At 56.7% G+C, this 23,211-nt stretch carries 17 protein-coding genes and 1 pseudogene; 4 read left to right on the top strand and 14 right to left on the bottom strand.

Going from position 1 to position 23,211, the window contains the following annotated elements; genetic code table 11:
* Positions 1-8 precede the first annotated feature (8 nt).
* From FJ320_05895 to FJ320_05865, 7 genes are all read right to left on the bottom strand, one after another.
* Entirely contained in the window at positions 9-1,421 is a 1,413-nt protein-coding gene (locus tag FJ320_05895) for an amidase (protein ID MBM3925506.1), read from the bottom strand.
* Positions 1,422-1,453: 32 nt separating this feature from the next.
* A complete protein-coding gene (locus FJ320_05890; protein MBM3925505.1) occupies positions 1,454-2,986 on the bottom strand; it encodes a hypothetical protein in 1,533 nt (510 codons plus the stop codon).
* Positions 2,986-3,471, bottom strand: a complete 486-nt coding sequence (locus tag FJ320_05885) for a hypothetical protein (protein ID MBM3925504.1) — start codon at positions 3,469-3,471, stop codon at positions 2,986-2,988. Before FJ320_05885 ends, FJ320_05890 begins: the two co-directional genes overlap by 1 nt.
* Entirely contained in the window at positions 3,468-4,994 is a 1,527-nt protein-coding gene (locus FJ320_05880; GenBank protein MBM3925503.1) for a hypothetical protein, read from the bottom strand. Before FJ320_05880 ends, FJ320_05885 begins: the two co-directional genes overlap by 4 nt.
* Positions 4,995-5,149: 155 nt before the next feature.
* The gene (locus FJ320_05875; protein ID MBM3925502.1) at positions 5,150-6,007 is read right to left on the bottom strand and encodes an SDR family oxidoreductase; all 858 of its coding nucleotides are present in this window, start codon (positions 6,005-6,007) and stop codon (positions 5,150-5,152) included.
* Positions 6,008-6,160: 153 nt separating this feature from the next.
* On the bottom strand, positions 6,161-7,600 hold the full coding sequence (locus FJ320_05870; GenBank protein ID MBM3925501.1) for an ABC transporter substrate-binding protein: 1,440 nt from the start codon (positions 7,598-7,600) through the stop codon (positions 6,161-6,163).
* Positions 7,601-7,609: 9 nt separating this feature from the next.
* Positions 7,610-8,080 carry a hypothetical protein gene (locus FJ320_05865; GenBank protein MBM3925500.1) on the bottom strand — a complete coding sequence of 157 codons (471 nt, stop codon included), beginning with the start codon at positions 8,078-8,080 and terminating at the stop codon, positions 7,610-7,612.
* A 279-nt stretch (positions 8,081-8,359) separates the two neighbouring features.
* Between FJ320_05865 and FJ320_05860 the strand changes: the two genes are divergently transcribed.
* Together FJ320_05860 and FJ320_05855 are read left to right on the top strand one after the other, a co-directional pair.
* Positions 8,360-8,677 (top strand): MarR family transcriptional regulator, encoded by a 318-nt coding sequence (locus FJ320_05860; GenBank protein ID MBM3925499.1) that lies wholly within the window; start codon positions 8,360-8,362, stop codon positions 8,675-8,677.
* A gap of 325 nt (positions 8,678-9,002) precedes the next feature.
* Complete coding sequence (locus tag FJ320_05855; GenBank protein MBM3925498.1) at positions 9,003-9,440, top strand: hypothetical protein; 438 nt, start codon at positions 9,003-9,005, stop codon at positions 9,438-9,440.
* Positions 9,441-9,667: 227 nt separating this feature from the next.
* Here the strand turns inward: FJ320_05855 and FJ320_05850 are convergent, their stop codons facing one another.
* Positions 9,668-10,954: an MFS transporter gene (locus FJ320_05850; protein ID MBM3925497.1), complete on the bottom strand. Its 1,287-nt coding sequence runs from the start codon at positions 10,952-10,954 to the stop codon at positions 9,668-9,670.
* A 185-nt stretch (positions 10,955-11,139) separates the two neighbouring features.
* Positions 11,140-12,549, bottom strand: coding sequence for an amidase (locus tag FJ320_05845; protein ID MBM3925496.1), 1,410 nt, complete (start codon positions 12,547-12,549; stop codon positions 11,140-11,142).
* Between the two features lie 87 nt (positions 12,550-12,636).
* Between FJ320_05845 and FJ320_05840 the strand changes: the two genes are divergently transcribed.
* A complete protein-coding gene (locus FJ320_05840; protein ID MBM3925495.1) occupies positions 12,637-13,332 on the top strand; it encodes a hypothetical protein in 696 nt (231 codons plus the stop codon).
* Positions 13,333-13,596: 264 nt separating this feature from the next.
* Here FJ320_05840 and FJ320_05835 read toward each other — a convergent pair whose 3' ends face one another.
* The 3 genes from FJ320_05835 to FJ320_05825 all read right to left on the bottom strand — a co-directional run bounded on the left by FJ320_05835 (position 13,597) and on the right by FJ320_05825 (position 18,523).
* Positions 13,597-14,388: an alpha/beta hydrolase gene (locus FJ320_05835; GenBank protein ID MBM3925494.1), complete on the bottom strand. Its 792-nt coding sequence runs from the start codon at positions 14,386-14,388 to the stop codon at positions 13,597-13,599.
* 114 nt (positions 14,389-14,502) lie between these two features.
* Entirely contained in the window at positions 14,503-16,410 is a 1,908-nt protein-coding gene (locus tag FJ320_05830; GenBank protein MBM3925493.1) for an ABC transporter substrate-binding protein, read from the bottom strand.
* A gap of 274 nt (positions 16,411-16,684) precedes the next feature.
* Positions 16,685-18,523, bottom strand: coding sequence for an ABC transporter substrate-binding protein (locus tag FJ320_05825; protein MBM3925492.1), 1,839 nt, complete (start codon positions 18,521-18,523; stop codon positions 16,685-16,687).
* A 192-nt stretch (positions 18,524-18,715) separates the two neighbouring features.
* Between FJ320_05825 and FJ320_05820 the strand changes: the two genes are divergently transcribed.
* Positions 18,716-20,182, top strand: a complete 1,467-nt coding sequence (locus FJ320_05820; protein ID MBM3925491.1) for an amidohydrolase family protein — start codon at positions 18,716-18,718, stop codon at positions 20,180-20,182.
* 84 nt (positions 20,183-20,266) lie between these two features.
* On the opposite strand, the pseudogene FJ320_05815 reads toward FJ320_05820, so the two are convergent.
* A pseudogene (locus FJ320_05815) lies at positions 20,267-21,696 on the bottom strand (FAD-binding oxidoreductase).
* A 471-nt stretch (positions 21,697-22,167) separates the two neighbouring features.
* Positions 22,168-23,211 (bottom strand): gamma-glutamyltransferase (locus tag FJ320_05810; protein ID MBM3925490.1); only part of this gene is annotated, 1,044 nt, incomplete at its 5' end.

The following is a 23,211-nucleotide window of genomic DNA, read 5'->3' as shown; positions in this document are numbered from 1 at the left end:
CCTCACACCTACGACACCGCCGGCGCCTGCCCCGACCACGGCCTCGCCGACTCCAGCGCCGCCGACGCCCTAAGTACCGTAGCCTCCGCCCCTCGCCGTCCTATTATGTGAAGTCCCACCGGCAGCCCACCTGACGTAAACCCGCACGGCGCGCTAGCCGCCGGCTGTCCCGTCAGGTTGAACACAGGCGTGTACGGCATAAAGTCCCATCGAGGGTACGCTTTCCTCCCCGCTATCTCCGCCGGGTTCTTCCCCACGGCGAACGCCGCCACCGCCATCGTCGGCGTCACCAGCAAGTCGTACTTATCCATCCACTGGCTAACCTGCGCCGTCATCCTCATCACCGCGTTCAGCGACCTCGCGTACTCCAACCCGCTGACCTTCTTCCCCCGCTCAAAGTTCTCAATGACATAGTCCGTCAACTTATCCTCATGCTCCAATTGCAAGTGCCCGTACGACGCGTACCCGCCCGTCGAAAAAATGCTCACGAAGTCCAGCAGCGGGTACTCCAACGACAGCCCAGGCTCCTCCACCTCGCACCCCAGCTCTCCCAGCGCCATCGCCCCCTTCCTCGCGATAGCCTCCACTTCCGGCTCCACCGCTGCGTACCCCAGGTCCCCGCTCCACGCCACCCTCAGTCCCTTGACTCCTTGCTTGAGCGACGCGACAAAGTCCGGCGGCGTTTCCCGCATCGACATGACGTCCCGCTCGTCAGGCCCCGCCAGCGCCTGCAATAACAGCGCCGAGTCCCGCACCGTCCGAGTCAGCGGCCCCGACTGCGACGTCAGGTTCGGCGCCGGTTTCCCCAACCCACCGAACCGAGGTATCCGTCCCAGCGTCGGCTTTATTCCGTAAATCCCGCAGAAGCTCGCCGGTATGCGAATCGACCCTCCGCCATCGCTCCCCGTCGCCAGCGCACACAGACCCGACGCCACCGCCGCAGCGCTCCCCCCACTGGACCCCCCACTAGTCCGCGACACGTCCCAGGGGTTGCGGCACGCATCTCCCAGCCGGTTCTCATTCGTCCCCGCAAACCCAAACTCCGGCGTGTTTGTCTTCCCCAGCACCACCGCCCCCGCCCTCTTCACCCGCTCGCTCACCGCCCCATCCCAGTCCGGCATAAAATCCTTATATACCAGCGACCCCATCGTCGTCCTCAGCCCCTTCGTCAACTCCAGGTCCTTAATCGCTATCGGCACCCCCAGCAGCAGCGCCTTATCGCCCTTCGCCAGCCGCCTGTCCGCCTCCCGGGCCTGCGCCATTGCTCCCTCCCCGTCCACCGTCAAGTACGCGTTCAGCTTCGAGTTCATGGCCTCGATGCGCCGCAGATAAACCTCCGTCACCTCCACCGACGACACCTTCCGCGCCGCCAGCATCCCCCTCAGCTCCCACGCCGGCTTAAACGCCAATTCTTTGTTCAATGACATTCTGCACCGCTATCTGGCTGAACTGCTCAAGCCACTTTATCTTCAAATTCCCGGAGTAAATTATCCAGCTCGTCCTCCGACATGTCAGACACTACGTCATCTTCCAGGCCCTTAGGAACAAATGCATCTTTAGCAACACGTTTGACCTGAGGATTAAAGTGAGCCGCAAAGACAAGGCTCGATTGATTAACCAGTTTGCGGTATTTACCCATCTCCGCAACAATGGTTGCAAAGGACACGGGTTTTTCTGTGTCCATATAGATTTCATTAACTATATCTGCGACTGTTTCATATAGACCCTTTGCGGGTTTTTCGTAACCCCACTCCTCTAACGCAAACGTTCCGCGCATTCCAATCCAGACTACGCCATGCTGTTCATAAGAAAGAGTCGCATGAATGTTGCGTTGCGTTGTCGCACTGTCTGGAAACATCTTGTTATGTATTTCAGTGACTTCCGAGTAGTGAGCAGGACGCCCAATCTGTTTGAGGACAAGGTGCACCCTTTGTCCACGCGTCAATTCGTGTACCTTACGTAAATTCATCCTATCAAATAATTCCTGAACGTCCGTATCTGCTAGAGATAGACCGCTTTTAGCCTCTAGTAGCTCTCCAAATAACCCTAGTGCCTCCACGGGTTTGATCCGCCAGAAAGAGTTTTTGAAATTGCTAATATCAAACCATTTGGCCCCCAACAACGATACCCCTATTTCGTCAAAATCTGCGTGTGGGACGTCAAGGCACTTAGTCACAAATCTTCTCAGAGAACCTTCTACAGTGTTTGTATCTACCAATAGAGTGCCCCTATTTTGTATCAAATCACACTCAAATTGGAGCAGTAATGGGGTTCTCCGTGTTGGATGCTTCATCTTCTTAAAAAATTTGGCCTGGATTTGCCTTACCCTTTCCCTTGTCACAGACAAGTCCTTGCCAATTTCCTCGAGTGTTCTCGTTGGATGATTAAAAATGCCTTCCCGCTGCTTTACGATTAGAACCGTTCTCGCATCAAGCTTTGAAAAGGCAAGCTCCATATGATCCACAAGTAACCGACTCAAGAGTTTCTGTCTCGTCTCCTTATCAGCCAATGCCAACATTAAGCGGGCGGCTCTGCACCTCGTCTTATCACTAAAAAGAGACAAAAAGTGAGCAATAGGAAAAACTACGCATTCAGGATTTATCGAACGTTTTATCAACCCATATTGCGATCCATATTCTATGACCTGATTTATTATTGGCAGGCTACCATCCCGAATAAGCAACGAAGACAGCTTGGGCTTCAGTTGAGTTAATGTCAGTTTTGTGTGCTGAATAAAGGGTTTAGTTTCCGCAATTCTAATGTTCAGGTTAGCAAGCCAAAGAAATAATGCTTTGTCAGTTATGAAGTATTCCTGCCCTTTATCCCTCTCGCCTAAGCGGATGAACCGGGGATCATTCCAGAAAAAGTGCCTTAAAATCTCTTCACTTCCACTAGACTCAACGCGGTCAAGGACATCAGAAATCTGGAATGCGTGGTTATATGACGAGAACTCTGAGAGGTAGTAACTTAAATCAAGGTCATCCATCACTTCCTTCCACGTTTGGGCAGTGCCAGGCCCTTTGAAATCATCTCCGCAGCTTTCCTCGTTCCCTTCTCAAGTCTTCCCCAGTTTAGATCCTCAGGTATCATGTCTGCCCTATGCACATAACGCCTCAGGATAATCGCCTTTTCAAGCCACTTTCGCTTTGCACCTAAATCTCGTTCGAGATGGTGGTAAATACTGTCGATTTCCAAAGACATAGAATCCAAAGAATTTCTTAGAGCAAAAATATAGTCCCCCATCTCCCAGACCTTTCGAGCGGGTGTAAGCCTACGTGCCTTTCGGAGGCCATATATTTCGGCAAATACCTGACGCATTTTCGCAATATGGTTTTCATACACAGTCGCCGCCTGGCTTGTGATTTTCTCTGCATCCCAGGATTTTGACAGAATCCCATCCAAAGAAAGCAGTCCTCTAAAATGGCCCTGAACGGGCTCAAACGAAATGAATGTTAATTTTCTATTCGTCATTTCCTGCCCCAGGCTGCAATCATTCTGTCCACAAAAACTGCATCAACTTTCCCATCTGGACTTACTAACACTTTTTGGACTGCGCCAGCTATGGAGAATATGTTGTGCAAATTCCGTGCTGATGGATTGGAACGCGATTTTTCATAGCCGGGATGCCCAGTGTTTATCATCACAGTGTTCCCATCTGCCCAAGCGAGATCAATACGCTCAGGAGCCGATGCAAACGCGATCTTCGGCCCTCTTTTTGAAGTTCTTCCTATTGGTGTAGCCTTCTGCGTTCCTGTATCTTTTGCCTCCTCTAAAGTCTGTCCAGGATCTTCCCCAATGTCTAACGGCCCTGGATTGTCCCCTTTTTCTCCCTCTCCCATAGGAAAAGTGTGCTGAATACCTTCATGTGTCTCGGCCTTCATGGAACCGTTCTCATCACTATGAGGTACTTCTCTTCTGACTCTAAAACCAAAAAACTCGGACAGTTCTGGAACTTCATCTATAATTTTTCTAAGCTCTCTCTCCAACTTTGCAGCCTCATCTGGTGCGGCTACTTCTGGCTGTTCTACACCCACATCCTTGAGCCATGCTTTGAATTCCTGTCGGATGGGGTCATAAAACGACTCAAATTCCTTTAACTTTCCTCTACTGCGGATAAAGTCAGTTTTTGCAGTCGTGAGATAGTCCACAAAAGGTGGAACCTCAACTATCCCCAATATCCTCGTACCTAGGGCACCTGGAAACTGCCCTAGAAAGTCGGCTTTAACGACCTTCCCACGAGTGCAGAGTAGAACACCACAAATTCCGGCTCCTATCGGGTAATCAGATAGGCCGATTCCAAAAATACCATGCCCGTAACGCTTACGGCTCTTTTCAGGGTAAAACCTGTGTACCTTGTCCAACCGATAAGTATTTGCGATATCGCTGGGAGCAATCTCTTGTCCATTAACGACAAATCTGAGGCCGCCAGGATACAGCTTCAGCGCCCCGTATAGTTGGAGAAACTTGGTATCTAGTAAGGGCAAATAGTTACGTGCAATTAAGTTAACTAAGTCCTCGGTGGAGTCGTAAGGAGGTTGCACATCTTTCCGAAATTGAACTTCCACCCTCGTACCGTTTAGCCTTAGACGTGACGGTTGTATTTCTTTCCAAACCAATTTCTTTGCTGATTCTAAATACCAATCTGATCCTCCGCTGAAACTATCCCCTCTAGTTTCGGTTATTACTCTATCTGCCACATTGAAGCTTATCTTTGCACCCACCCCAGCGAACCCAATTCCAGTGCCACGAGACTTTAGACCTGCGGCAAAATCGTGGTATTCCCCAAATTGGTTTGCAGTCATTCCATGTCCATCATCCGTAATGACCAACACTTTCTGTTGAGCGTTGTATTCAACGCTAATCCGCGTTGCCTTCGCATCCAGAGAATTTGCGATTAGCTCGATAACTACTACCTCTGGGACCTCGATGGGATACATCTCGGCTAGATCACGAATGAGATTTTGATAGTTAACACTACTTTGGTGGAATACCACTTTTGTTCCTCCAGAAAAGACTAAAGAGGACAACAAGCTGACGAGAAAATGGCCCAAATACGACGAAAACCCCTAGAGATTAGGGATACTTAGAGACTTTTGCAATCTTTTTTCAGCTATTACCGTAAAAGCTTAAAAATTGAAGTCCCTAAAATCTAATGCCTCTGCTGCGCCAGCGGCGTCTGCGAAATCGGCGTCGTCACGCTCAGCCCCGCGTCCACCGGCAGCACCACCCCCGTTATCCACCTCGACTCGTCGCTGGCCAAAAACACCGCCGCCCATGCCACGTCCCACGCCGTCCCCTCCGTCCCCAGCGGCGCCGCCATCTTGCGGCGCTCCCTCAAGTCCGCATCCATCCGAGGCGCCACCATCGGAGTGTACAGCAGCCCGGGCGCGATGCAGTTGACCCGAATCCCGTCCCGACCGTGGTCCGCCGCCATGGAAAACGTCAGCCCTATCACTGCCGCCTTGGACGCGCTGTAGGGCGTCGTCCCGCCCGCCCTTAGCCCTGCTATCGACGATATGTTGATAATCGACCCGCCGCCTGTCCTCTTCATCGCCGGTATTGCGTATCGGCTCGCCAGCACAATAGTCTTCACGTTCACCGCCATCACCTGGTCCCACTTCTCCTCGCTCACTTCCAGCACCGTCCCCCTCTGCGATATGCCAACGTTGTTGTCCAAAATGTCCAATCGACCGTATCGACTCACCGCCGCCTCCACCATCCCCGCGCAGTCGCTGGCCTTCGTCACGTCCGCCTGAAACACCGACGCTGCCCCACCATCGCCCATAATTCGGGGCAGTCCGACGTGTCGGACCTCGCCTTCCTCCTTCCGAATCAGCCCCAGCGTCTCCTCCGCCCTCTCCTGAAGTGCGTCTACCAGCAGCACCTTGGCCCCCTCCCTCGCGAATAGTATCGCCGTCGCCTTGCCGTTGCCCACCCCCGGCCCGCTGGACCCCGCCCCCGTCACAATTGCAACCTTTCCTTCCAGCCTGCCCTTGCGTTCCGTCATTGCACTCTCCAACCCTCAAACTTCGCCCTATCATAACTTGAATCTTGAAAAGGACGAAACATTTTGACACCAAAACCTCACAAAACGAAGAAGCGCCCCGACGGCTCGGAGCGCTGCTTCGTCCCAGAAAGGGCCCGACGGAGGTGTCAGCTACTACTTTGTCACGGCTTTAGTGTACTCGTGGTAGCGAACCGGGCCCATGTGTAGCATGTTAACTTTGTACTCTGCCACTACAGCGGGGTTGAAAGCGACTTCAGCGGTGACCCAGAACATCGGTATGCTGAAAGCCTTCTGTACCCAAATGGTGCCGAAATCCTGGGATATCTTGTCACGCGCGGCAAACGTAGTGGTCACCAAGCACTTATTGTAGAACGCGGAGGCGTCCTCGTGCTCCCGATAGCCGTTGCCCAGCTCCCAGATGAGCGAGAACTCGACGGCATGGCAGACCGGGTCAAGAGAAGGAGACGCGGACCACATCCAGTTGCCGCGGTTGCGTTGGTACGCCAGGTTGCGGAACTCGCCAAAGGCGTTGACCATCTCAAGCTCAGCATTGACGCCAATGGCCGCAAAGTCCTGCTTAATCTTCTCGCAGATGTCAGGCCACTCGGGTATGACGTTGTGAGAGCGCAGGCAGTTGAGGATGGTATTGAAGCCGTTGGGGAATCCCCCCTGGGCCAGGAGCTGCTTGGCCTTGGCGACGTCGTAGTTATACGGATAGCCGCCAGCCTTGCCGGTCTTTCCATTGGGGCCAGGATGCGGCGCCCACGAATCTAGGAAGTCGGACCGCCATGGCGGGAAGTAGTCCACCGAGGGGAACCCGTTGCCCTGGTAGAAAGCGGTGTTCATGGAGTTGCGGTCCAGAGCATGGTTCAGGGCCAGGCGGACTTCAGGCTTCCGCAGGGGATCGTTGGGGTCGTAGCCCTTGCTCGGGCCGCAGGGCTGGCCGGCCTTGGTCTTCTCCCCTCCCTGCGGGCAGTAGGCCTCAGGGCGGTAGTAGATCATGCCGATGCCCTGGTGCACCGACGGGAAGGTGGAAAGTTCAGTCTTGAAGCCCTGGGCTGTGATGGTCTGGCGCTGGTTGCGGATTAAGGGAATGATATCCACTTCCTTGGCTAGAAGAGCGGCCATTCGGGTGGCGGCTTCCTGTACCAGGAGTATGTGGCGCTCATGGAACTCAGGAGTCCTGCGGTAGTGGTTCTCCACACGCTTGTGCAGAAATTCCTGGTTGACGGAGTGCTTAACGTAGGTCCAGGGGCCGTTGCCGACGGGATCGGCCTTGTATCCAGCCTCGCCACCGACCGCGGCCCAGTGCTGGAGGCTCATGACGCCGGACTCCCACTCGTCAGACATGAAGAAGCCCAGGTCCAGGATAATGTCGGGAGCCTTGATGATGGCGGTCTGGTCGTTGGGGAACTCCCAGTTGTCGGCGCCGCCCATACGAGCGGTCCACTCGCCGGGGCTTCTGGTGTCCTTGGAGCCATAAGGTCCGCCTTCATCGTTAAGCAATTCCCATGTTAGCCTGAGGTCCTTGCTGGTGAAGGTATAGCCCGGGATGGGCTTGCCGTCCTTGTAGAAAGGAACGCCCTGCCTCAGGTTGAAGGTTCAGTCCTTGCCATTGGGAGCCACAGACCAGGTGGTGGCCAGCTCAGGCTGCTCCTCGTTGGTGGTGATGTTACGGCCTATGAGGTGGTCGTACTGGCCGTTGAGCTTTTCCGAGACCTGGGACTGGGTGTAAGGAACGGTCTGCTGCTCAGCCGGAGCGGGAAGGGCTATAACCAGCCGGGGCTTCACTGGAACTTTAGACGCAGTAGTAGCTGTCGCGGTAGGCGCCGCGCGGGTGGGCGTAGCTGTCGGTGCGCCTGTAGTAGCCCCTCGCGTCGGCGTAGCCGTCGGCCCCGCGGTAGTAGCACCCTGTGTTGGCGTGTTGGTGGTGGCGGGCCTGGTGGGGGTAGAGGTGGCGGCGGTGGTGGGGGTTTCATCGCTGCCTGCGGCGACGATGAAAAAGGCTAGCCCCGCCAGGGCTAAGAGCGGAATGAAGAGACGAACCAAAGGTCTGAGAGTCCGTAAATCCACGATGCATTTCCTAAAAAGTTGGGACTGGATTGGCCTGAAGCCCTTAGATCTCAAACGTCAGCAGGAATGAGTTTGAGGGAAAGCAGCATTTTGGATAGCTCCTGAATCTAACAGTAAATTACTGCTTGCCATTGTCTCCTGCTAAAAAATAGGGCTTTCAAGACTCAATAAGAAAAATCCAATTGGAAAGCCAGTCTTGAACTTATGTTTGGCATAGTGCTAGAATCCCAGAAGTAAAACAAGACGGTTTCATATACGCTTTTAAATAAGTTATCGAAAATAAGCACTATTAAGTCATCAAGATGGAGGTTTTTAACTAATCACGCTAGGGTCTTGGTATTTATCGATAAACACGAAAAGGTAACTGTGCGTGTGATTTCAGATTCCTTAGGTATCGCCGAGCCTTCAATAAGAAGGATTATTTCGCAGCTCATGGACGCTGGATACGTCAGCAAACGCCTGGTTGGCCGTGTCAACCACTACCGCGTAACCGCTACCCTCCCCATGAAAGCCCCCGAATTTGACACTGTGCCTGTGCGCAGGTTGATAGATTTATTGAGGGCAGCCTCTGAAGGCGAAGCCCTTCTCAACACCTGACCGCCGCCCTCAGCCTGATACCCCTCCCCGGCAAACACCCCGCAAACCCTCCATTAATCGGGAGGGATGCTTCGCCCCACGTCTCACCAGCGGCCCCAATGTGGCCGCTCAATGCCAGCCACAGCTCTATTTGCCGACGATGAGCAGCATATTTACGCAAAGCGCAAACTTAAGCACTATATGTAGCGTTATACGTAAAAGAATTGAATCTTTAGGTCTATTGACAGAGGCAAAACCTAAATTATAATGGATTTGCTCCGTTTGTAGCCTGATTCTGGACGGCGCTCGGTATCATAGCGGGGGTACTTTGTGGGAGGAGGTTAAAATGAGTACCGGTCAAACGTCCGTCGCTGTGTTCCTTCGGTTCCCTGTCTTAGCCCTAATTCTGGGCATCTTGTTGTTTACTTCCTGGCTTGCATTGGCATCCAGCGTCCAGGGCCAGGAGGGAATACCTATCGCCTGCATCCAGTTCACCGAGGACGGGCAGCCTATCGGCGATCGCATCTGTAACACCGACGCTAATGACATAGAAATCTGGTTCGGTGGCAGGGCGCGGCTCCAGTTCACCAAGGATGGCGAAAAACTCGGCGACCCCATAGGTTCGCCCAATGGCGCCCACCGTTTCAAGGCCAAGTGGGATGACCTGAGGGGTGTCATAACCGAAGGCAGTTGGGGGGTTGGTACTCATGACCAGCCCGTGCCAGTGCCGGAGGGCGCCAACGACTTCAAACTGGTAGCGCAGAAGATCACCAAAGTCTGGTAGAGCGAGGATGGCAGGCGGGTGGAAGAGGTCAAGGTTCCGCCCAAAGCCAACGACATCACTTTCTTCTTCCAGAGGTTTTAACTTTTGGGGCGCCCAGACACCACAACTGGTCTTGTATACCTGCGTGTCACGCTTCAGCGGTGAGGGGCGAAGTAGTTCGCCCCTCACCGCCCCTGCTCCTCCACCACAAATGCCACACAGCCTGCTATTCAGTCGGGCAGTCCCATTTATCGGCCGCCCTTCAACGGCGGCCTCGCCAAAAACGCCGCCGCTATGGACATCACCGGCAGCGCCATAAACACCACCAGCGACATGTTGTACGACTCCGTCAAATCGTAAAGCGCTCCAAAGGGCAGCGGCCCAATGGCGGAAAACACCACAATCGTCGTCGTCCCTACCCCTCTAATGGCCCCCAGGTTCGCCCTGCCGAAATAGTTCGGCCATATCACGTTACTCGCTATGGACCCCATGCCTATGCTGAGTCCAATCAGTCCGCCGTATACCAGCGCCTGCCACGTCGACCCCAGCGCAAAGTTCCACACCAGCGCCAGCGCCATCACCGCCGGCGTTATCGCCAGCACATAACGATTTTCTACCTTGTCGATTAAGTAGCCCCCCAGAAAGTTGCCGAACAGCACTAGCGGCGCGATCATCGTCAGCACTAGCGGCGCGATGTCCGGGTCCAGCCCCCGCGTACCCAGTATCGACGTGTTGTGCAGTACCAGCGCCGAAAATATCATCGGCTGCGCCACCCCCGCCGCCACTAGCAGCCACAGCGTACGAGTCCGCAGCGCCTCGGACAGCGTCCACGTGTCCTCTCTCACCACTGGTACAGGTTTCTCAGCCCCAATCACTATCGGCGGCGCCTTCGCCCCGTCCGGCAGCAGCCCCATGGACTCCGGCGACCGGCGCACCAGGATAATCGATGTCGGCAGCAGCGTCAGGAATACTATCCCCGCCCAGATAAACCACGCCTCCCGCCACCCGAACGAGTCGATAAGCCACTTGTTGAAAGGCGGCACCACCGCCTGGTTTGCCACCAGCCCCAGCGCCGCCAGCGACATTACCCTTCCCCGCAGCCGGATAAACCACAGGGCCAGCAGCGTCGTCGGTATCAGCAGCATGGCCCCCTGCCCCATGTTCCTCAAGAACGCGAAGGCCAGGAAAAGCTGCCACGGGTTCTCCACCAGCCCCATCACCACCACTGACGCCACAAACAGCGCCGTGCATATTCCCATCATCACCCGCGCGCCGTACCGGTCCAGCAGCTTCCCCAGCCCCACCACCGTCAGCGCCGCCGTCATAGACCCCGCCGCGTACATGCTGGACATCATTGTCCGAGACAGCCCCAACCCCTCTATCATCGGATCGAAGAACACTGAAATCGAATGGTTCTGCCCGGGAGCCGAAAGAAACTGGACCATCCCCGCGAATACTACAATGATCCAGCCGTAATACAGCTTTGAGGGCCGCGCTTGGGTGGCGGGCGTCTTGGGGCCGCGGCGAGCAAACATCGGCAGGCATTATACAGCCTTCGCCTGCTCCTGAGGCAGATATTACCTACTTACCAGTCATCCCGATTATGCAATGCAAGGCTACCGACGAGGCCTATGCCGCACTCTTCGGGGTGCGGTAGGGAACCTCATACTCAATTCAGACCTGCCTCTTAATTAAGAGAGAACAAAAGAATGGGTGAAGACTACAGTGGCGCCCTCCGCTTATGCCACTCCGTCGCCTGCTCGTATGCGTACGCCGCCCGAAGCACCAGCGCATCCTCCAGCCGCCTCCCTATGATATGCAGCCCAATGGGCAGCGGCCCCCTTGGCCCCTCCGCAAACCCGCACGGCACGCTTATCGCAGGCAAGTGGCAATCGCTGGATATCGACGTGTTCCGAAGCGTCAGCGTCCGCGCGTCCACTTCTTTCCCACGCACCGTTATCTTGCTCCTTGTCTGCCCCACCTTCAGCGGCGGCGTCAGGCACGTCGGCGACACTACCACGTCCACCTCTCGGAACACCCTCTCCACCTCCCGTCGCAAGAACGCCAGCTTCTCCTGCGCCTTTATGTACTGCGACATGGTAATCTCAAAGCCCCGCTTCAGCCGCCCCTTCATATCGGGGTTGATCTGCTCCATCCGCTCCGGCGGGAACTGCTGGTAGTAGTACACCGCCGACTCTAAATCGACAATCGTGTTGTGTACGTTCGGAAACTCGCCCACCTCCGCTATCTCCACCGCCCTCGACGTCGCCCCTAACCTCTCCAACACTCTCACCGCCTCCCGCACCGACGCCTCTACCTCCTCCGTGGAGTGCGAACCCACATACTCCTCCAGCACCCCCACCCTCAGCCCCTTGATCCCTCCCTTTAGCCCCTTTCGATAGTCTGGCCTCTCCCCCGCGATGCTCACCGGGTCCTCATGGTCATATCCCGCTATCGCCTGCAGAACAATCGCCGTATCCTCCACTGTCTTCGCCAGCGGCCCCGCCTGGTCGAACGACCACGACGGCCCAAATAGATTGTGACGCGTCATCAGCCCAAACGTCGTCTTCATCCCCACCACTCCCGACCACGCCGCCGGTATCCTCACCGACCCCCCTGTGTCGCTCCCTATCGATGTCAGCCCCAGCGACGCCCCCACCGCCGACCCCGACCCCGAGCTGGAATGCCCCGGCGACCTCTCCAGGTCCCACGGGTTGTAGCACTGTACTGCCACGTCGCGCCTGAAATGGCAGTCTACCTTTCCCACCAAAATCCCGCCCGCCTCCTCCATCAGCTCGTGCACCCGCGCGCTGCGATTTGGCACGTAGTCTTGGTGGCTCGAATACCCATACGTCGTCCTTATCCCCTTTGTATCGATTAAGTCCTTCAGCGTGTATGGTATCCCGTGCAGCGGCCCCTTATACCTCCCCGCCATCACCTCCTTCTCCGCCTCCTTTGCCTTCGACATCGCATACTCGCCCGTCACCGTCGTGAAACACTTCAGTATCGGGTTCAACTTCTCTATGCGACGCAGCGTCGCCTCCGTAACCTCCACCGGCGACACCTTCTTAGCCTTAATCAGCTCGCTAACCCCCGCAATCGTCGCCTCCTTCAAATCAATTCCTGCCATTTCTAATCTCCCTCAGGCAATTTTTCATAGACACACCACAGGTGCCGAATTATACTCACCGCCAACCACCTGTTGAAGGGAGGTTCCATGGCACCATATGTCAAGGCCGTCTTCACAGACGACGAAGTAGCCTCTCAGGTACTTAATATCATCAGGCAAGCAAAAAAATCAGTGACCATCGTATCCCCGTACTTTGAGTATTGGGGACACGCAGTAGATGACCTAGTTTTAGCCCTCAAAAACAAAGTGAAAGTCACTGTAATTGTTCGCAATGAGCCCAAAATCATTGAAAGTCCTCAGGTGATAGAACTCTCACAATCTGGGATTAAAGTCCTCGCAGTTGATCGTTTGCATGCCAAAATTTACCTAAACGAGAATGATGTACTCGTAAGCTCAATGAATTTCACTAACTACTCTACACAGAACTCTAAAGAGATCGCTCTAGCTATAAGAGATGAGCAAACGGAACGTGAAATACGAGACTATGTCGAGAATCGGCTGATGAAATTGTCCAGGCAAGTTGGCGGAAGCGCCGTCCCCAACTTCATTCAGCAAGTTACTAGAACCGTTTCTAATGTTATTTCAGACAGAGGCATGTGTATTCGTTGCAAAAGATCAATTCCCTTTGATCGTGCTAGACCGCTCTGTGAGAGCTGTTTTGACAGTTGGTCGGAGTATGAGAATGAGGATTACATCGAGGAGTTCTGCCACGCATGTGGCACTTTGTTCCCCACTACTCACGCCAAACCTCTTTGTACGCCCTGCTTTTACAAGTACCGCTAACCGCCCGAAAAATCCCTTCTCCCCTGAAGCTTGTCCTGAGGGTAGCTGAAGGAGGAGAAGGTTAGAATGCGGTGTAGACACTTGGTACTATGAGACGTGCATTACAACCACGCTCCGCCAGTTGCCTCGTCTCCCCTTCGATGGGGGAGAATAGAAGAGGGGTGAGGCTTATATACACAATGCGAGTATTAGAATAACCCCTCGTTGCTTTCATTCCTTCTACCGCTTAGCGGTGGAAGGTTAGGTAGGGGCTGCCCCCTTTCCCTATCCCAAAACCTCCTTCGCCAGCCCCATAATCTCCCGATTGAACTTCTCCGCCTCCGTCCACGGCAGCAAATGTCCGCTCTTCTCGAAAAACACCAGCCTCGACTTCTTTATCCCGTTATGCAGCAACTCCGCGCACTCCTTATCCACCCCTCCATACTTTGCCCACATAATCAGCGACGGCGCCTTCATCGTCCCCAGCACCGGCCTGTAATCATTCAAAAAACTCTCAATCGCCGCCGCGCGATGTATCGTCGTCGGCGTCTTCATGCACTCGTAGGCCATCCAGTTCACCGTCTCCTGGTCTCCCATTGTCTCCGGCCCAAAATACTCCTTCACCCCCTTGATGTGGTACGCCAGCCGCCCGGACTTTATCACCTCCAGCCGCGCCTGCAAGTTCTCGAGCCCCGTAAATCGATATGGCCTCTGGTCCACGTCCACAAAACCCGCAATCCTGTCCTCGCCGAACTGCTTGATGTAGTCCCAAATAATCGCGCTTCCCATGGACCATCCCACCGCCACCACCTTCTGCAGATTCAATTGCTCCAAGAAAAAGCGAAAATCCCGCGCCATCTCCGCCAGCGTCTGCCCGTCGTCCGTCTTCCCCGACTCCCCTCTCCCCCTCACGTCTATCGACACAGTCCGGTACTGCTTCGACATCTCCGGTATGTTCTTTACCCAGAACTTGGTGTTGAACGGCTCCCCGTGAATAAGAAATATGGCCGAGTTCTTCCTCGGGCCGTGGTCCTCATAGTAAAGCGGCACCTGGTCATGGCTTACTAGGTACGGCATCGCGCCCTCCTGCCTCTAATTTCGACGCCGCTATCTTAAATGCGCCGCCGCCGAAAGAAAAGAGAAGGCCCTCCCAGATCTGGGAGGGCCTTCTTCTGGTGTATCGCTCCAGGGCTACTTATACATCGCCTTTGTGAACTCGTGGAACCTCACCGGCCCCATGTGCGCCATGTGAACGCGGTATTCGGCTACCGTGTTCGGATTGTAGGCCACCTCGGCGAAGACGTGCAGCAAAGGAATGCTGAAGGCGTTCTGATACCAGACATCGCCAAACTCCCTGGTAAGCTGGTTTCTTACCTCAATGTCCCTTGTCTCACCGCACTTCTTGTAGAACTCGGAGGCCTCCTCAAACTCTCGATAGCCGTTGCCCAGCTCCCATATCGCAGAGAATGTTACGTTCTCGCACGGGTGCGATCCCCAGGAGGGCGAGGATGACCACATCCAGTTGGCCCTGTCCCGGGCCACCGCCTTGCGCTGGAAGGTGCCGAAGGCTTGCTCCATCTCCAATTTCACCGTTACGCCCACCGCCTTGAAGTCCTGCACCAGCTTCTCGCAAATGTCCGGCCACTCCGGAATCACCGTATGCACCCGCAAGCAGTTGAGGACGGTGTTGAATCCGTTGGGATATCCGGCCCGCGTGAGGAGCTGCTTGGCCTTGGTGGGGTTGTAATCGTAGGGCCAGCCGCCGGCCGCGCCGGTCTTGCCCTCAGGCCCGGGGTGCGGCGCCCACTGGTCCCGCCAGTCCGCCCGCCATGGCGGGAAATAGTCCACCAGCGGAAAGCCCGTTCCCTGAAGGAAGGCCTGGTTTATAGTCTGCCTGTCCACAGCGTGATTTAAGGCCGTTCTGACCGTCACGTTCCTCATCGGGTCGTTGACGTCATGCCCCTTAGACGGCCCGCACGGCGACCCTCCGGTGGGCGGCTTCCCGTCTACGCAGTATGCCTCCGGCCGGTAGTAAATGATCCCCAGCGCCATGTGAACGCTGGGCAGCGGCCCCTTCACCGTCTTCATCCCCGCCGCCTCCACAGTGGCGCGGTTGGTCCGCACCAGCGGGATAATGTCCACCTCTTTCGCCAGCAGCATCGCCAACTGCGTTGCGTCCTCTTTTACCAGCACTATCTCCAGTTCCTGGAACTCCGGCGTTTTCCTCCAGTGGTTGTCTACCCTCTTGTGCAAAAACCCTTCATTTATCGCATGCCTGATGTAAGTCCACGGGCCGTTCCCTATTGGGTTGGCAGAGTACCCATCCTCGCCGCCCACCGCATCCCAGTGGTCCTTGCTGACAATTCCCGTCTCCCAGTGGTCCGAGAAGTAGTACGTCATGTCCAGGTTTACTCTCGGCAGGTGGTTCACAATCTTGTGGGTGCCGGCAACCTCCCACAACTCCGGACCGCCCAGGCGGGCGTGCCACACCCCCGGCGTCCTGGCCTTGGTGGTTTTCACGCTGCCCTCTTGACCGTTCAGCAAGTCCCAGGTCAACACCACGTCCTTGGCGCTGAAAGTGAAGGACGTGGGACGCCCCTCCTTGTTGTAAAACGGTATCCCCTGCCTCAAGTTCCACGTCCAGGTCCTTCCGTCCGCCGCCACCGACCACGACTCAGCCAGCTGCGGCCCCTCCGCATAAGTCAAAGGGTGCTTGCCTATCAAATGTTCATATATAGGCATCAACTTCTCAGAGACCTGGCTGGTAGGGTGAGGCATGGTGACCTGCTCCGCCGGCGCGGGCACCGCCACCCTCAGCCTGGGCTGCACCAGCACTTTGGGGACAGCGGTCGGTGTAGAGGTAGGCGCCCGGGTTGCCGTCGCCGTCGCCGTCGCCGCGGGCCTGGCAGTGGGCGTAGCCGTCGCGACGGACGCCGCCGTGGCGGTCGGGGCTGTGGTCGGCGTGTTGGTGGCCTGCGGCGCGCCGGTGGCCGTGGGCGTAGCCTCATCCCCGCAGGCTGCCGCCAGTATGGCAAGCAGGGCAATAATTACCAGCGTAAATATCGGAGTCGGTATGCATACTTTCCGGTTCCCTATCACTTTTTCGCTCCTTAAAAGATCTTTCGCGCTCTCAGTCTTCCGCTTTAAGCCGTTCGGCTCGTTTTGCCACGCCTCTCCATCCTGAGATACTGCGTAACTTTACCTAAGTCCTCCTTTCGAGTCAATCTTTACTGTAAACCTATCTATCTCAACTCGATATGCGCATAACAACGTCTCCTCGACCTGAAATATCGAATCGTGTCTATGAACCAGCGCTGAAAAGAGAAGGCCCCCAGATTCATCTGGAGGCCTTCCTGATAATCTAAGTTTCGGGCTACTTATACACAGGCTTCGTGTGCTCGTGATAGCGCACCGGCCCAATGTTCAGGTAGTTCACCTCATAGCTCTCTACCGTCTTGGGGTTTACGCCCGTCTCGGCATAGACCCAGAACAGCGGAATGCTGAAGGCCTTGTTTACCCACTCCGTGCCCAGCTCGCTGTCCAGCTTCGTCCGCTCCTCCAGGCTGGTGGTGCCGGTGCACTTCTTCCAGTAATCGGATATCTCCTCAAACTCGCGATATCCATTACCCAGTTCCCAGACGCTCTGGAAGGTGATGGCCTGGCACGGCAGCACCGGCGACGGCGACGCTGACCATGTCCAGTTCGGCCTCTCCCTCAGGTTGGCCCGGCTGCGGAACGCGAAGAAGTCGTTCTCCATCTCCAGCGTCGCAGTCACTCCAATGGCCCGGAAGTACTGCACCACCGTCTCGCACATCTGCGGCCACTCAGGGATCACGCGATGGTCTTTTAAGCAGTTCAACGTCGTCGTAAACCCGTTCGGGTAGCCCGCCTGCGTGAGCAGCTGCTTCGCCCCGTTTACATCAAACTGGTACGGGTAGCCGCCGTCCTTCCCCGTGCGCCCGTTCAGCCCGGGGTGCGGCGTCCAAGAATCTTTGAAGTCAGCCCGCCACGGCGGGAAGTAGTCTACCGCCGGGAACGCCAGCCCCTTGTAGTAAACGCTGTTGAACTCTGCTCGGTTTACCGCCATGTTCAACGCCCTGCGCACTTCCACCTTGCGCATCGGGTCGTTGGGGTCGTGCCCCTTGGACGGCCCGCACGGCTGGTCGCCCGCCGACTTGGCCTTGGTGGCGTCCGGACAGTAGGCCTGATTGCGATAGTAAATTATGCCGATGGCCTGGTGCGTGCTAGGCAGCGTGCTCCTATAGGTCTTCATGCCGGCGTCCGTGATCGTCTGCCGCTGCGTTCGAATCAGTGGAATGATGTCGACTTCGCCGGCCAGAAGCTGCGCCAGTCGGGTCGCCGCCTCGGGCACAAACAGGAACTGCATCTCCTCAAACCCAGGCGTCTGCCTCCAATGGTTCATCACCCTCTTGTGGAGGAAGTGCTGGTTTATCTTGTTCTCCTGGTACACCCATGGGCCTGTCCCTATCGGGTCTGCCGAATACCCGGCCTCCCCGCCTGTCTTGTCCCAGTGGGCCTTGCTCATCATCGCCACTTCCCACTCGTCCGACAGGAAGTACACCATGTCCAGGTTCAAATTCGGGAAACGGGCAATAAGCTTGTGATCGTTCACCACTTCCCAGTTCTCAGGCGTGCCTAACCTGTTAGTCCACAGGCCCGCGGTCAGGGCCTTGTCCGTCTTCACCGTGCCCGCGGGGCCGTTGAACAGGTCCCATGTCAGCACAATATCGTGAGCATTAAAGGTCGTTCCGTTGGGCTTGCCGTCTCGGCTATACCACGGCACATTCTGCTTCAGGTCGAAGGTGTAAGTCTTGCCGTCCGCCGCCATCGACCATCTCGTGGCCAGTTGCGGCACCTCAGTATTCGTCTTCGGGTCTCGACCCACCAGGTGCTCGTACTGGGCGTTCATCTTCTGCGACGCCAGGCTCTGACCGTGAGCCATCTGCACCTGCTCCCCCGGCACCAGCAGCGCCACCCTCAGCCGGGGCTGCACCGGCACCTTGGCCACCGCTGTCGGCGTCGACGTCGGCTGAGGGGCCGATGTGGCCGTGGGTGTCGTCGTGACCCCTGGCCTCGTCGTCGCCGTAGGCGTCTCATCGTCTCCGCAGGCCACTACGAACAGCGTCAAGACCGCCAGCAACGCCATCCCTAGTAGCCCGGGAACCCTAACAAACCTTGATACGCTTTTCACTACCTTTCCTCCTATATACGATTGTTTTCGCCGTATACTGTCCATCCTAGCCGATTCCAAGTTCGACACTACTCCGCAGCGCAACAACTGCCTGCGTTGTAGCCGTGAAGCCTACTCCCAACTTGTCCCGCAGTCAAGGACTCCGTAGCATTCCCAATCCCGATTTGACAACGCCTCCCTCCCCATCTATGTTTGTCCACGAATCGCACATGCATCCTCAAGGAGCTAGCTATACTTGACCTCATCGTTAAAGGCGGCACCGTCGTCACTCCGGGCGGCGCCGGCCTCTGGGACATCGGCATCCAGGGCGAAAAAATCGTCTCCGTCGCCCTCCCGGGCACTCTCACAGAAGCCAAAAAGACCATCGACGCCACAGGCAAGACCGTCATACCCGGCGGTGTCGAGGCCCACACCCACGTCGGCTTTCCCCACCTCGTCTCCGTCTGGGGCAGCGTCACCTCCGGCCCCGAGGAGTTGTCCCTCGGCGCCCTCTGGGGCGGCACCACCACCATGTTCGACTTCGCCAAGGTCACCATGGACGACCCCAAAAACGTCGCCAAAGCCATGAACGACCACATGGCCCATTTCAAGGGCCGCATGTATATCGACTACTCCGCCCACGCCAGTTACTACGGCCCCACTATTACCGTAGGCAACATCGATCAGATCAAAGAGCTGGTCCAGGAAGGCTTCCCCAGCATCAAGGTCTATACGACTAACCACGCCCCTAAGCCCGGCCGTCCCCTGACCATGATCGGCACCGGCCAGCTCGTGGACGTCATGGAAGCCTGCGCCAAATACGGCGGCATCGTCGCTATCCACTCCGAGGAAGATGAAATCGTCCAGTGGAACTACGAGAAGGCGCGGCAGAATGAGGAGATGGAGTGGTACTACCTCCCCAAGATTCGCTCCAACCTCTCCGAAATGCTGTCCGTCCGCCGATGCGTCGCCGTGGCCGAGCATACCGGCGCCGCCATGTATATTGTCCACACCAGCGCCAAGGAGGGCGTCGAGGCCATCGCCGAGTCACGCGCCAAGGGCCACCCCGTGGACGGCGAGACTATCCTGCTCTACTGCTCCTTCAACTCCGACGACTACAAGAAGCCCGACGGCATGAAGCACCACACCTACCCCTCCACCAAGTCCGAGACCGACCGCCAGCGTCTCTGGCAGGCCCTCCATCGCGGCGAGCTCAATATCCTCGCCACCGACGCCATCGGCACCACCTACGCCAACAAGATAAAAGGCCGCACGGTGCTGGACGTTCAGGGCGGCAACAACGGCATTGAAATCCGAATCCCCGTCGGCTACACCACCGCCGTCGTCAACCAGGGTATGTCCCTGGAGCGATTCGTTGCCATCGCCTGCTCCAACCCCGCCAAGCTCCTGGGCCTCTACCCCCGTAAAGGCGCCATCGCCGCCGGAAGCGACGCCGACCTCTGCGTCCTGGACACCACTGTCAAGAAAAAGATCTCCCCCAAAGACCTCCACCTCAACGACTACACCCCCTGGGAAGGCTGGGAGGTCCGCGCCTGGCCTACCACCGTCACCCTGCGAGGCAAGGTCATGATCGACAACGGCAAGCTCCTCGCCAAGCCCACCGACGGCCAGCTAATCAAACGCAAAATCGACTCCCGCGTCCTCAACCGCCCCATCTAACCCCCATCCTAAAAGCAGAAGGATGCCAGGCTATGCCTGGCATCCTTCTTTATATTCGTTGGCTTCTATTACTCGCGCAGCGCCCTACGTAGGCTTGATATTCTGGTTCAGCCTGAAAAGGTTCTTCGGGTCGTACTTCTTCTTCAGCGCCACCAGCCGGTCGTAATTCGATCCATACGTCGCCCTAAGCGTTTTGTCGCCATCCTCGTAAAATCCAGGGAAGTTCAGGTACTGGCTGCCGTCCGAGAACGGCTGCAGCCGTTCTATACACTCCCGCACCCACTTGATGTTTGCCTGGTCGTCCTTCGCCTCCGGCCAGTTCGCCTCTATGCCTATCAAAAACGGCGACTTCCGATTTCTGAAGGCCGTCGCCTCAGGACTCACCTTTGCCATCACCCCTCCCAGACTCCACACGTCCAATGTGCTAATTGGCGACGGCCTCTTGGCCGACTGGTCGGCTATCACGTCAATCGCCCCATCCGTCAGCCCGTTTATGTAAATCGACTTCCAGTAGTAGCGAAGCTTGTGCGCCGGGTAGTCCTCGTCGAACAGCGTCTGCGACACCAGGTACGGCATCGGCCCGCTCAAGTCCGCCAGCGTTTCACCGTACTGTCTCAACGGCGCTAGCGCCTTCTCACCCTCTTCAACCGCCCCCGCGTAGCAGCCGGCGATTAAAAAGAACGGCTTGCCGTGAATCTCCGCCGGGAAAAATGGCGCAGGGGGAATATTCCCGCCTATGGCTATGGAGTTTACTTTATCCGGCGCCTTGGCCATAAACTCCCGGTACTTCCGCAGGATCTCCTTAGTTTTCCCGGCCGGGTAGAAGGCCAGGCACATAAACAGCTCCGGCCCCACCGGGTACAGTTTGTATTCAAAAGATGTCACGACACCGAAGTTCCCGCCCCCGCCTCGAATCCCCCAGAACAGGTCGGCATTCTGCGACTCGCTGGCCTTCACCACCTTCCCCTCCGCCGTCACCACGTCCGCTGACACTAGGTTGTCGCACGACAGCCCGTACGTCCGCGTCAGCCAGCCATGCCTCCCGTCAGCGTCAGCCCCGCTATCCCCGTCTCCGACACTGCACCCAGCGGCGTAGCCATGTTATATATCTGCGTCTCCCTGTTCACGTCCATCAGCGTACAGCCACCCTGCGCCCGCACCGTCTTCTTCTCCAGGTCCACGTGCACACCCTTCATCGGCCACAGGTCTATCACCAGCCCACCGTCACATGTGGCCGCGCCCGATACGTTATGCCCTCCGCCCCGTACCGCCACCAGCAGGTTGCTCTCCCTCGCAAAGCTCACCGCCGCGATTACATCCGCCGTGCCTGTGCAGCGAGCTATCGCCGCCGGCCGCTTGTCGATCATCCCATTCCACACGGCCCTGGCCTCGTCATAGCCTGGGTCCCCTGCCATTATCACTCCACCATGGACACTCTTCTTGAACTCTTCGAGGGCCTTTTCTCCCAAAGTAGCCTTTGCGCCAGTCCCAGTGATTGCCAGTACGTCCGCCATTTCCGTCTCCTTCTCACTCTGGTATTTGATTTGTTTGTAACTCCGCCGACTGCACCGCCGCACCAACCCAGCCCAGGAATTTACTTTCTTCTTAGCCCTGCTTGACTCTTCAGACGGGACTCTACACTTGAAATCTAAAAACTAAGGGTATTTTCCTTAAGGAAGAGCTAAGAAGCAATTACGAAAATATAAACTGGGCCATTGAGGATGATAAATACACGCAATCCCACCCGCAACACCCCATGGTTCTACCTGCCTGAGTTGTGTTATACAAGACTACATAGTATGGCGCTTCATCTTGAACCCTCCAGACCTCTCTCCACTAAACGCCCGGTGCTATTTGAGGACTGTGGTTAATAAATTAGAAGCTTAAGTGTCATTCTGAGACGCAGTCGAAGCCTGTCCTGAGCCTGGTCGAAGGGAATCTAATCGCCGTGACTGCTAGCACCCTCCCTATGGTCTCCCCTCCCCCTAGTACCCTCCCCCTCCCCTCGCCGGCCCCCCGCTGAACCCCGCCGGGCTCCCGTCCGCCCGCCAGCACGCCACCCCCTGAATCATCCCATCCTCCCCAAACATCACCCCGTTCATCCCACCCGCCACCTTCTCCACCACCGACACCTTGTGCCCCCTCCTCCGAAGCCCTTCCCTCACCGGCTCCGGCACCCCACTCTCCACCTCCACTACACCTCCCTGTGTCCATATCCGGGGAGCCTCCACCGCCTCCTGAAGGGACATCCCATGGTCTATCACGTTCACAATCCCTTGCAACACCGACGCGAATATCCGAATCCCGCCCGGCGTCCCCAGCGCAAACCAGGGTTTCCCATCCTTGAAAATAATCGACGGCGACATGCTGCTCACCATCCGCTTTCCAGACCCTACCGAATTCGGCCTCCCCGCATGCGGGTCGAACAGCGCCATGCAGTTGTTCATCAGCATCCCCATCCCCGGGACCATCACCCTGCTGCCGAAAGCGTCATTCAGCGTGTGCGTCATCGTCACCACGTTCCCCTCCGAGTCCGCCACCGTCAGGTGCGTCGTGTTCGCTGACTCCACCGGTGCCAAGTCCCCTGCCTTATACGCCCTCGCCCGCTCCATATCCAGCTCCCCTCGCCGCTTCTCCGCATACTCCTTCGATGTCAACTCCTCCACAGGCACCGGCACCTGCTCCGGATCTCCCAGGAACGCGAACCGGTCCGCCCAGCACACCTTCAGCGCCTCCAGCAACAGATGGAAATACTCTACACTCCCGTATCCCATCCTCTTAACATCAAACCCTTCCAGCAAATTCAGCGCCTGGATAATATGCACCCCGCCCGAGCTCGTCGGCCCCATGGACACCACTTCGTGCCCACGATACGCCCCCCGCACCGGCTTCCTCTCCCTTACCTCGTACGACGTCAGGTCCTCAAGCGTCACCAGCCCCCCATTCTGCGCCATATCCTCCGCCACCTCCTCCCCCAGCCTGCCCCCGTACAGCACACCGTCGCCCTCCCTTGCTATCGACCTTAGCGT

The sequence above is a fragment of the SAR202 cluster bacterium genome (assembly GCA_016872285.1).
Taxonomy (GTDB): domain Bacteria; phylum Chloroflexota; class Dehalococcoidia; order Lucifugimonadales.
Note: the sequence above shows the minus strand (reverse complement) of the source record. Positions and strands in the feature narration are given on the sequence as shown.